Origin of the sequence: Mycolicibacterium arseniciresistens, assembly GCF_030519285.1 — a bacterium.
GTDB lineage: Bacteria > Actinomycetota > Actinomycetes > Mycobacteriales > Mycobacteriaceae > Mycobacterium > Mycobacterium arseniciresistens.
On record NZ_JAUMSQ010000279.1, the window covers coordinates 1 to 11501 of the forward strand.

General features: G+C 68.2%; 7 protein-coding genes. 1 reads left to right on the forward strand and 6 read right to left on the reverse strand.

The genetic code is table 11. The annotated features are described in order from the left end of the window. Positions 1–327: 327 nt before the first annotated feature. Positions 328–2157 (forward strand): phosphoenolpyruvate carboxykinase (GTP), encoded by a 1830-nt coding sequence (locus Q2100_RS25355; protein WP_302916276.1) that lies wholly within the window; start codon positions 328–330, stop codon positions 2155–2157. Positions 2158–2236: 79 nt separating this feature from the next. Here the strand turns inward: Q2100_RS25355 and Q2100_RS25360 are convergent, their stop codons facing one another. From Q2100_RS25360 to Q2100_RS25385, 6 genes are all read right to left on the reverse strand, one after another. Further along, positions 2237–4876 (reverse strand): adenylate/guanylate cyclase domain-containing protein, encoded by a 2640-nt coding sequence (locus tag Q2100_RS25360; RefSeq protein WP_302916277.1) that lies wholly within the window; start codon positions 4874–4876, stop codon positions 2237–2239. Between the two features lie 77 nt (positions 4877–4953). Further along, positions 4954–6534 carry a peptide ligase PGM1-related protein gene (locus tag Q2100_RS25365; RefSeq protein ID WP_302916278.1) on the reverse strand — a complete coding sequence of 527 codons (1581 nt, stop codon included), beginning with the start codon at positions 6532–6534 and terminating at the stop codon, positions 4954–4956. Next, a complete protein-coding gene (locus Q2100_RS25370; protein ID WP_302916279.1) occupies positions 6531–7649 on the reverse strand; it encodes an adenylate/guanylate cyclase domain-containing protein in 1119 nt (372 codons plus the stop codon). The genes Q2100_RS25365 and Q2100_RS25370 overlap by 4 nt, the downstream gene beginning before the upstream one ends. Continuing rightward, positions 7646–9904 carry a hybrid sensor histidine kinase/response regulator gene (locus tag Q2100_RS25375; RefSeq protein ID WP_302916280.1) on the reverse strand — a complete coding sequence of 753 codons (2259 nt, stop codon included), beginning with the start codon at positions 9902–9904 and terminating at the stop codon, positions 7646–7648. The genes Q2100_RS25370 and Q2100_RS25375 overlap by 4 nt, the downstream gene beginning before the upstream one ends. Beyond that, positions 9901–10551 (reverse strand): double zinc ribbon and FHA domain-containing protein, encoded by a 651-nt coding sequence (locus Q2100_RS25380; RefSeq protein WP_302916281.1) that lies wholly within the window; start codon positions 10549–10551, stop codon positions 9901–9903. The genes Q2100_RS25375 and Q2100_RS25380 overlap by 4 nt, the downstream gene beginning before the upstream one ends. Further along, positions 10551–11501: hypothetical protein (locus Q2100_RS25385; protein WP_302916282.1), on the reverse strand; the 951-nt coding region annotated here is incomplete at its 5' end. The genes Q2100_RS25380 and Q2100_RS25385, both read right to left, overlap by 1 nt.

Consider the following 11501-nt stretch of genomic DNA (forward strand, 5'->3'; position numbering starts at 1 on the left):
CGCCGCTGCAGCGGGCGCTCGACGCCGTGAGCACCGAGCTCTACGGGTCGGCCCCGGCGACGGCGACCAACGGCTCGCGCCCGTCGGCCGATGCCGAACGGGTGTCGTCGGAGGATTCGGCCGGGAACTGAATCGGTCAACCGGCGGGAAGGAGTTTTCTGAATCGTTCCTGTGAGTGATCGGACATGATCCAGAATTTCCCCGGGTATGTCACCCACGTTAACCTCACTACAAGGGACGACCGCAGCACCACTGATTTCGTAGTTTCGGCGGCGTCGGGGTCTGCGTCCGGCAGCGCCCGTCAGCAGAAGATGCAGGAGACGAGAGATGACCTCAGCGACTATTCCGGGTCTGGACACCGCACCGACCAAGCATCAGGGCCTGCTCGCCTGGGTTCGGGAGATCGCCGAGCTGACACAGCCCGACCGGGTGGCATTCGCCGACGGTTCCCAGGAGGAGTACGAGCGCCTCGCCGCACAGCTCGTCGAGGCGGGCACGTTCCAGAAGCTCAACGACAAGAAGCAGCCCAACTCCTACCTGGCGCTGTCCGATCCCTCCGACGTCGCCCGTGTCGAGTCACGCACCTACATCTGTTCGGAGCGCGAGATCGACGCAGGCCCGACGAACAACTGGATGGACCCGGCCGAGATGCGCGGCATCATGACCGACCTGTACCGCGGCTCCATGCGCGGCCGCACGATGTGGGTGGTGCCCTTCTGCATGGGCCCCCTGGATTCCGAGGATCCCAAGCTCGGTGTGGAGATCACCGACTCCGAGTACGTCGTGGTGTCGATGCGCACGATGACCCGGATGGGCGCCGCGGCGCTGGAGAAGATCGGCGAGGACGGCTTCTTCGTCAAGGCGCTGCACTCGATCGGCGCACCGCTGGAGCCGGGCCAGCAGGACGTGCCTTGGCCGTGCAACGACACGAAGTACATCACCCACTTCCCCGAGACCCGCGAGATCTGGAGCTTCGGTTCCGGCTACGGCGGCAACGCCCTGCTGGGCAAGAAGTGCTACTCGCTGCGGATCGCGTCGGCGATGGCCCGCGACGAGGGCTGGCTCGCCGAGCACATGCTGATCCTCAAGCTGATCTCGCCCGAGGACAAGGCCTACTACATCGCCGCGGCGTTCCCGTCGGCGTGCGGCAAGACCAACCTCGCGATGCTGCAGCCCACCATCCCGGGCTGGCGCGCCGAGACCGTCGGTGACGACATCGCGTGGATGCGGTTCGGCAAGGACGGCCGGCTCTACGCCACCAACCCCGAGTTCGGGTTCTTCGGTGTCGCGCCCGGCACCAACTGGGACTCCAACCCCAACGCCATGAAGACGATCGCCAAGGGCAACACCGTCTTCACCAATGTCGCCAAGACCGACGACGGCGACGTGTGGTGGGAGGGCCTGGAGGGCGAGCCCGACCACCTGATCGACTGGAAGGGCAACGACTGGGTCCTGCGTGAGACGGAAACCAAGGCGGCGCACCCGAACTCGCGCTACTGCACCCCGATCTCGCAGTGCCCGACGCTGGCCCCCGAGTGGGACGACCCGCAGGGCGTGCCGATCTCGGCGATCCTGTTCGGCGGCCGTCGCAAGACCACCGTCCCGTTGATCACCCAGGCCCGCGACTGGCAGCACGGCGTGTTCATCGGCGCCACACTGGGTTCCGAGCAGACCGCGGCCGCCGAGGGCAAGGTGGGCACCGTGCGCCGCGACCCGATGGCGATGCTGCCGTTCCTGGGCTACAACGTCGGTGACTACTTCCAGCACTGGATCGACATCGGCAAGAACGCCGACGAGTCCAAGCTGCCCGCGGTGTTCTTCGTCAACTGGTTCCGCCGTGGCGACAACGGCCGCTTCCTGTGGCCGGGCTTCGGTGAGAACAGCCGCGTGCTGAAGTGGGCCGTCGAGCGCATCGAGCACAAGGCCGACGGCAAGACCACGCCGATCGGCATCGTGCCCACCGCCGAGGACCTCGACCTCGAGGGCCTCGACGTGGACGCCGCCGACGTCGACGAGGCGCTCGCCGTGAACCCCGAGGAGTGGCGTAAGGAACTGCCGCTGATCGAGGAGTGGTTCGAATTCGTCGGCGAGAAACTGCCCACCGGCATCAAGGACGAGTTCGACGCGCTGAAGACCCGCCTCGCCGAAGCGGAGTAGCTGCACGCCAGTTCTGCGCGAGCGTGCGTGTCTGCCGGTCGACACGCCGTGAATCGTCGGCGACGGCGCACGCTCGACGCTAGGTGAGCGTGCGCGCCCGGTCGATCTGTTCGAGGGCGTACTGCGCGATCGCGGAGTTCGCCATGTTCTCACCCAGCCGGCGGAGTCGGGCGTACTCGTCGTCGCCGAGCGTCTGACGCAGGTGAGTTTCGGTGGCGGCGACTTCGGGGAAAGTGGCGCGAGCGAAGGCCGTCGCCGCGAACCCGATGATCACGGCGGCGCCGTCGTGGACGCCGATGCGGTCGAGTGCGGAAGCGAGAACGCCCAGCGGACTGACCATGTGGGAGTAGGTGCCGGCATCGGCGAAGTTCTCGATTGCCGACGCCAGGAAGTCGAGCGCGTCCTTCGCGTCGCCGTGCGTGCCGACCATCGACGAGAGGTTGACCAACAGATAGGCCTCGGTCATCCGATTGCCGCTGTCGATCGCGATCGACAGCCCGCGCCGCAGGGTGTCGTACGCGACGGCGGCGTCGTCGATGCGTCGCACGTAGCCGTAGGCGAGCAGCCCATACGCGCGAGCGCCTGGATTATCGGTGGTTTCGATACACGAAAGTAGCCTTGCACACGCGACTTTCGCCTCTTCCAGTCGTCCCGACGTGAGCAGAGCCATCACCAGCGAGCCCTGGTTGAACGTGTTCAGTTCCGTTGTGTCGGTATCACGGAACAGTTCGAGCCATCGGTCCGCGGCGCCCACGGTGATGTAGGTGCCGCCGAGCGCGGTGGGCTCGATCCCGAACGGCGAGCGCGAATAGCGGTCATCGGTGATCAGTGCGGCGCTGGCGTCGGCGTACTCGACGGCGGGCGTCAGCCGTCCCGTCCGGTAGCACTCTGCGGCGGCGACGTAGAGCTGGCCCAGGCGTGGGTGGCGGCTCGCCTTGGCCGCGTCGATCAGTGATTCCGCCCAACGCGCCGGTTCGTGTTGTTCGATCCATCCGCCGAGGAATGCGGTGTACACGGCGATCGCGGCCGCCGTGTCGAAGTCGAGTTGTGCGGCTGCCCAATTGAACGCCACACGCAGGTTCGCCAGCTCGTCGGCGTACCACGCGTAGGTCTCGCGCTGGCGGGGCCCGTCCCACCGAGCCAGCACCTCACTTTCGAGTCCGGCGAAATGACGTGCGTGGGCTTTGCGGGCATCGGCCGCCTCGCCTGAGGCTTCGAGGTGTTCTTCGCCGTACTGCCGGATGGTCTCCAGCATCGAGTACCGCGTCCGGCTCGACGACCGGTCCGCCACAACGAGTGACTTGCGGACCAGCGCATCGAGCAGGTTCAGGGTGCCCACCTCGTCGCCGATTCCGGTCACGGCGTCGGCGGCAGTGAGGTCGAACCCACCGGCGAACACCGAACACACGGCGAGGGTTCGTCTTTCGTTCTCGTCCAGCAGGTCGAACGACCACCGGACGGCGTGGCGCAGCGCGTGGTGACGGGTGTTGCCCCGGCCTGATCGGACGAGCAACCGGAATCGGTCGTCCAGCCGGTCTCGAAGTTCGATGACGGTCATCGACTGCATGCGGGAAGCGGCGAGCTCGAGTGCCAGCGGTATGCCGTCGAGGCGTCGGCAGATGTCGACGACGGCGTCGCTGTTGTCGCGCAATGGCAACCCGGGCGCAACGGCATGCGCGCGCTCGATGAACAAGTCGAAGGCCGTGGACGCGATACCGTCGCATCCCAGCGGCGTCACCGGCCAGATCCTCTCGTCGGGCACCCCGAGTCCCTCGCGGCTCGTCGCCAGGATCCGCACCGAGCTCGAGCGACCGAGGATCGACTCCGTCAGGACGGCCGCCGCGTCGAGCACGTGTTCGCAGTTGTCGAAGACGAGCAACCGGGACCGGCCCACCAGAGCAGTGGCCACACTGTCGGCCGGCGTCATGCCGGGCTGTTGGACGATGCCGAGCACGGCTGCCACCGCCTCGGGCACCGCCGCGAGGTCGGTGACTGCGGCGAATTCGATCAGCCACACTCCGTCCGGGAACTGTGGTGCGCTGCGGGCGGCAACCTCCACCGCGAGCCGGGTCTTGCCGACGCCGCCGACACCCGTGAGTGTGACCAGGCGGTGTTCCCGGATGGAGGTCAGCAGCCCGGCGAGATCGTCATCGCGGCCGAGGAGGCGAGTCGCCGGTCGCCGTAGATTTCCCACGACCGCATCGAGCGTCTTCAGCGGCGGGAACTCGTCCGCGAGTCCGTCGGCGTGCACTTGGAACACCTCGACCTGCGCAGCGATGTCGCGTAACCGCTTCGTGCCCAGGGCGATCAGGCCGATGTTCGTGACGAGACCTGCGGAGGCGCCGTCTAGAAGGATCTGTCCGCCGTGGCCGGCCGCCATCACCCGGGCGGCCCGGTTGAGCACCGGACCGAAGTAGTCGCTGTCGCGCTCCTCGGCTTCACCCGTGGCGATGCCCATCCTCACCGGCAGCTCGAGCGCCCGCTGCGCGGCCACCGCGGCGTAGACGGCGTCGTTCGGCGAGCCGAATGCCGCGCACACGCCGTCACCGGTGTGCTTGAACACCTCGCCGCCGCGGGCGGCCACAGCGGCGCGCAGCACGGCGTCATGAGCGGCGAGCGCTGCCCGCATCGCCTCGGCGTCGGCCTCCCAGCGTCGTGTCGAACCCTCGATGTCGGTGAACAGGAAGGTGCGGACCGCCGGGTGCTCGGACTTCGTCATGGGCACACCTCAGAACCCCGATTCAGGCGGTTCATGGTAGGTCGACCACTCAGAAGGTCCGGCGATTTCTGCAGTTTTCAGTAGCCGGTGCCCACCGGCCACTCCTCGAGAGCCGCCCCCGCCTCCCGGCGGAGCACGGCCTGCGCCTCCTCGTAGATGCGTCGCGCGTCCTCCGGGTTGTCCCCGACGGCGGTCAACCCGACGCGACCGCACTCCGTCAGGCAGCTGATCATGTGGAACACCACACCGGTGCGCCGTGACTGATCGAAGTGCAGACCGTGGTTCACCACGATGTCGAAGAGGTCGTCGACCGTGAGCGCCCGGAGGCTGTCATCCTCGAAGTGGTCGGTGGCCACCAGGTACTTCGAGCTGCCGCTCGGGGTCAGATAGACACCGCGCTCACCGTCGTAGTGGCCGTCGGTCAGGAACTGCAGCGTCAGGAACGGATGGGTGGTGCCGCCCTTGCGCAGGTTGAGCTCGATCGCGTACGGCGTCCAGGCACCGTCCGCGTCCTGCACCACCACGAAGTCCACGGCGAACCGTCCGAGCACCCCGAGCTGGGCCAGGTGCCTGCCGATCACCATCGCGGGCCGGGAGATGAGCCCGGCGTAGCCGGGGTCCGCGGGGAAGACGCAGCCGAGGTACTTCTGACCGCTGGCGCCGCCGAGCAGCTGGTCATGGGTGGACAGCAACTCCACCGTGCCGTCCGGCAGCGCTCGCATCTGGACGCTCGGGCTCGTCAGCGCGACGCCCGTGATCCGCTCCTCGACGATGCCGCCGTACTGCTCGAAGGCCTTCAGGTAGACGTCCAAGGCGAGGTTGGGTGCCTCCAACTGCATGCCGAGCAGGCGTTCGGTGATCGCCGTCGCTTCGTCCGGTGAGCCCTGCGCAGGCAGCCCGCGCAGATCGACGAGGGCGTTGCCCGAACCGGAGACGCCGTCGTTGAGCTTGACGATGGCCTGGGTGAGCGAGGGCCTGCGGGCGCGCATGCGCTGCACTCCGCCCACGATGTCGTCGAGGGTGTGCAGGTCTTCCGCTCCGACCGGGCACGTCACCCCGAGCTGCTCGAACATCCTGCGGCAGCCGGATTTCGTGCCGAGGTCGGCGAGCCGGGGATCCGCACCGTACATCGGGATGCCGAGGCTCAGCGCGACATCCCGCTCCAGCGGCGTGGTGTTGTACGGGATCAGGTGGCAGCGGGCGGGATTCGGGATCAGCGCGCGGATCTCGCGCAGCAGCCGCGGCCGGGCGAGGAGTTTCGAGCTGAGCGGTTCAGGCGAGGCGTCGCCGACCGGGACCACCGTCAGGCGCGCGCGGGCATGGCGGGGGATCACGCCCGGCAGCAGGCCCAGGTAGTACTCCACGATCGACTCGGACACCGGCTGGGATGTCACGTAGATCATCCGCAGCCGTGGTTGGCGCAGCAACAGCAGCAGGAACAGCGCCCGTTCCTCCATGGCCTGCATGACGGTGCCGCTTCTGGCCGTCGGGCCGTCCATGCTGATCGACGGGACCACCACCACCGATTCATCGGCGAAGCCGGCGCGCATCGACTCCCACACCGAGGGCATGGACGTCTGGAGGGCGTCGAAGGTGCGGTAGCGCTCGTCCTCGTCGAGCTGCGACAGCGGTCTGCTGTCGGTCACTGATCGGGTCATGGGCTCATCTCCTGTATCGCGCTGATGTTGTGGACTCGCACCGATCGGCTGAATCCCTTGGGCTGGACGTCGCCCACGAACTCTGATCGCGACGTCTGCTCGACGGCGGCGAGCACCCGGTCGGTGACCAGCACCTGCCACGGCCCGGCGTCGGAGCACAGGCGCGCAGCGAGATTGGTGACGCTGCCGATCGCCGCGTAGTCGAAACGCCCTTCGAAGCCGATCCGGCCCAGCGTCGCGAAGCCCTGGGCTATCCCGATGCCCAGTGCGAGGTCGTGGCCGTGACGACGCCACCGCGCCGCGAGTTCCTGAACGGCGTCGCGGATCTCGATCGCCGTCCGGACCGCGCGCCATGCGGCGTCATCGCACGGCACCGGATCGTTGAAGAAGACCATGATGCCGTCCCCGGTGAACCGCTCGAGCGTGCCTCCGTGGGCATGCACCGACGCACCCATCGCGCGGTGATACTCCGCCAGCACGGCCATCACCTCCTCGGGTTCACTCGTCTCGGCGAACGGGGTGAAGTTCCGCAGATCGGCGAAGAGCACCACGATCTCGCGGCGATGGCTTTCCAGCAGGTGCTCGTCGCTGATCACGAGATCCGTGAGCTGGGGTGAGAGGAAGCGTCGCAGCCGGTTGGTGCGCTCGAGCTCGCCGACCTGTTCGGCGACCCTGGCCTCGAGTTCGGCGTTCCACCGGGCCAACTCGTCGGCCTGGCGCCGGATGGTGTCGTGATACCGCTTGATGCGCGCCAGCGACGCGACGCGGGCCAGCAGCTCGCTCTGGTCGAACGGCTTGGTGATGAAGTCGTCCGCGCCGGCGGTCAATGCGGCCAGGCGCTGTTCGCTCCCACTCGCGGTGATCATCACCACGGGGAGGAACTCAGTCGCGGGATCGGACCGGATCCGGCGGCAGACCTCGTAGCCGTCCAGTTCGGGCATCACGACGTCGAGCAGCACGAGGTCCACGTCGCGACTTCCGAGCAGCGTCAACGCATCACCGCCCGACTGCGCGGTCAGCACCTGGTATCCGCGGGGAGTGAGGACCGCGTCGAGCAGTCGCAGGTTCTGCGGTTGGTCGTCCACGGCCAGTACGGTCACCGGTTCGTCGGTCATGGTGCCCCCGTCGCCAGATGTGCGTCACCTGTTCCCGCGACGGCCGGTATGCCTACGCTGCGAAGCGCATTCACCACCTCGTCGCGGCTGACCGGCTTCCGCAGGTACGCGTCCGCGCCGAGTGTCATGCCGCGGATCCGGTCGTCGACGACGGAGGCGATCACCACCGGGATGCCCGCGGTGTCGCGGTCTGCCTTGAGTTCGGCGAGCACCTGCCAGCCGTCGACCACCGGCAGCCTGAGGTCGAGCACCACCGCGGCCGGGAGCACCCTGCGCACCAGATCGAGGGCCTGCGCGCCGTCGGATGCCCGCAGTACCCGTACCGGTGACCCCTCGAGGTAGGCGGTGATCAGGTCCAGTGACGCCCGGTCGTCGTCGACCAGCACGACCACGGGTAGCTCGCCGGGTGCGGCGGGTGCGTCGGGGTCGTCGCGGCCCGGCTGGACCGGGACGGTGAAGCCGAATGTGCTTCCCACGCCGACGGTGCTCTCCAACCACATCCGCCCGCCGAACAGTCCGACGATGCGCCGTGACAGGGTCAGGCCAAGGCCGGTGCCCTCCTCCTTGGAGACGCCCCGGCGGCCCTGCTGGAACGATTCGAAGATGCGCTCCTGATCGTCGGGCGCCACCCCGATCCCGGTGTCGGTGACGGTGATCACCAGGTCCGTGCCGTCCAGGAACGCCCGGACGGACACGTCCCCCCCGTCCGGTGTGAACTTGACGGCGTTGGACAGCAGGTTGAGCACCACCTGCCGGAACCGAAGTTCGTCGGCCTCGATCATGTCGACGTCGTCGGCCACGTGCACCGAAACCGTGATCGCGTGCAGGGCGGCGCGCTCACGAACCATCCGCAGCGTGTAGTCCAGTGCGCCGTGCACACTGAAGGTCCTCGACTCGAGCACCATCTGACCGGCTTCCACCTTTGACAGGTCCAAGATCTCGTTGAGGAGTTCGAGCAGGTGCCGGCCGGAGTTCCAGATGTCGCGCAGGTACTCGTCCTGGCGTTCGTTGAGCTCGCCGAACATGCGCTCCAGCAACACTTCTGAGAACCCGATCACCGCGTTGAGCGGGGTGCGGAGTTCGTGGGACATGCTCGCCAGGAATTCGGACTTGTGGTTGCTGGCGATCTCCAGCTCGCGTGTCTTGGTCTCCAGCTCTCGGAACAGCCGGGCGTTGACGATGGCCAGCGCCGACTGGTTGGCGAAGGTCTGGAGCAGCTCCATGAGATCCGGCGGGAACCTGCCGGTGCCCCGCCGCCGGATCACCAGGACGCCGACCATCCGGTCACCGGCGCGCATCGGCACCGCGAGAAGAGAGCGCCACCCGTCCCGGAACAGGATGTCCAGGAAGGGGTCGAGTTCGGCGTGCTCGAGGTCGGGGATCTCCAGGGGCGTGTGGGCGTCCGCGGTTCGAGCGACGATCGTGGATTCGCGGTCGATGGTGATCTCGCGCAACTGCTCGAGCAGGCGTCGGCTGCTACCGAACGCGCGCACGTGGAAGGTGTCCGTCACGCCGTCGTACTCGAGGATCGATCCGCCGTCGGTTCTCAGGGTGATGTCGCCGAATCCGAGGTTGGTCAGTCGTACCGCATTGCTGATGATCCGTTTGAGCACCTCGTCCAGGTCGAGGCTCGAGCCGACCGCCTCGTCGACCTGCCGAAGTGATTCCAGCTGTTGGACTTTGGTGGACAGTTCTGTGCCCCGCGCCTCCAGCGCCCGCATCAGGTCGACCTGTCGCAGCACGATCGCGGCCTGTACGGCGAACTCCTCCAGCAGTGTGCGCTCCCGCTCGTCGAAGGGCGCGACATCCGTGCGCCACATGGACACCACGCCGACCACCTCGTCCTGCAGGAGCATCGGAGTGGAGAGCAGGGTGCGGAAGCCGGTCAGGCGCTGCAGATCGTGTCGCCCATAGTCGGCGTCACCCAGTACGTCGGCGATCTGGTGGGTGCGCCGGTCCTCGGCGGCCCGGCCGACCGTGGAGGAACGATTCCTGGAGATCGGGTGTGCCAGGAGGTAGCGGCGGTAATCCTCGGGGGTCTCCCCGGAGACGCGGGACAGGCGGAACACATCGCCGTCGAGGAGGAACAGCTGTGCGGCCCGCGCCCCGCACAGCCGCGCGGCGTATTCGAGGACGGTGTCGAGCACCGCGCCCGGGTTGGCGACGTCCCGACCGAGCGCTGCGAGGATCTCGCGACTGGCCGCGGACTGCTCCCGAGCGTCCTGCAATTCGCGGTTCAATGCCTCTTGGCTCATCCGGTTCTCCTGCCCTCGCCGGGCTCTCGCACGATCGTGATCGTCGTCCACGCGCCGACGTGGATGCGGTCGCCGTCCGTCAGCGGCGTCTCCTCGCCGTTGCCGAGGAAGTCGTCGCTTCCGTTCAGGCTGGTGCCGTTGGTCGATCCGAGGTCGGTGACGGTCAGGCCGGTGGCGCTCAGGCGGAGCACCGCGTGCTGAGTGGAGACGCCGCGGTCGACGGGATGGATGCCGAGGTCGATGCCGGGCTGCACCCCCTGCTCCCGGTGACGGCGGCCGATCAGTGTGGTGCTGTGCCGCAACCTGATCCGGCGCTCGGGAAACACCTCTGGGAACTCGACGGTGTCCGGTCCGCCGCGGGCGACGACCCGCCCGTAGAAGTCGGGATCGGCGCCGATGACGACGGTCCACACGGCTGGACACTCGGCGCCGTCGCCCTCCTGAGCCGGCGCGTCGTCGGGCGGCTGGAGTGCCGAGTCGTTCCCGCAGACCTCGCAGAAGCGACCGGTGACGGGTGCGCGACAAGCGGGGCAGAGCGCCGGCGGAATCTCCGAGGCATGGTGGCCGGCAGCCGGCCTCATGGAACTGCCGCACACCTCGCAGTAGTCCTCGGCGGCCGAGTCGTGCCCCTCGTCGCAGGTCGGCATCAGGCGTCCCTCCGCATGCGTGCAGTCCTCGTCGAGCGCGCGTCGAGGGCCATCTCGTCGGCCGCGGCGACCTCGGGCCTCAGCCGGGCGGTGCCGGTGCGTTCGTCGACGTCGAGGACGCCCCGGAGCAGTCTGGCGGTGCCGTCGTTGTTCGATCGCTCGGCGAGCTCGACGGCGCGCTGCAGCTTCGCGGTCGCGGTCGCGGTGTCGCCGTTCCTGCGGGCGCTGAGGCCGTCCTGGACGGCCTGAGCCAGCTCCGCCTGCCCGGTGTAGTGCGCGACGCGCTGACTCATCCGCGCCGACAACTGCGTGTCCGCGGTCCAGACCGCCGTCACCAGGCCCTCGCTGTGCACCGTGCCGTCCGACACCAGGCTCACCCGCGCGGCGAGCTTCTCTCGGCCGACCGCGGACGGTTCGACGACCACCTGTATGTGGTAGTCGCGTTCCTCGGCCCCCCAGGATCCCAGCGGGTACTCGCCGCACTGATCCCCGGCGTCGACGCGGCGGTGCGTGAGGTCCTCGACAGTCGGGGCGACCTGTTTGACGACCTCGACGCGTGCGCCTGTCGGCGTCCACAACCGCAGTGTCAGATCGGGAATCGACTTCTCCATGGAGGTCCGTATGATCGCCGCGAAGTCGTCGGCGAGGTCGGCGGCATCGGCGACGATGTCCACGGTGCCGAGGAGCGCAGACGAGATGGCCCGCAGTTCGTCGACCCGCCAGTCGGTGCCCAGCCCACGGCAGTCGCAGGTGAACATGCCTTCGCTGAAGGCGATCTGGTCAGCCAACTGCTCTGGTGTCTCGTGCTCGTTCTTCCCGTCCGTGAGCAGGATCGCGTGGGCGAGCGCTCCGGGGTGCTGTCCGACGACGTCGCGGACGTGCGCCAGCCAGGCGCCCATCGCGGTCCCGCCTTCGGGCCGCAGCGCCGCGAGCGCACGCACCGCGCCGGC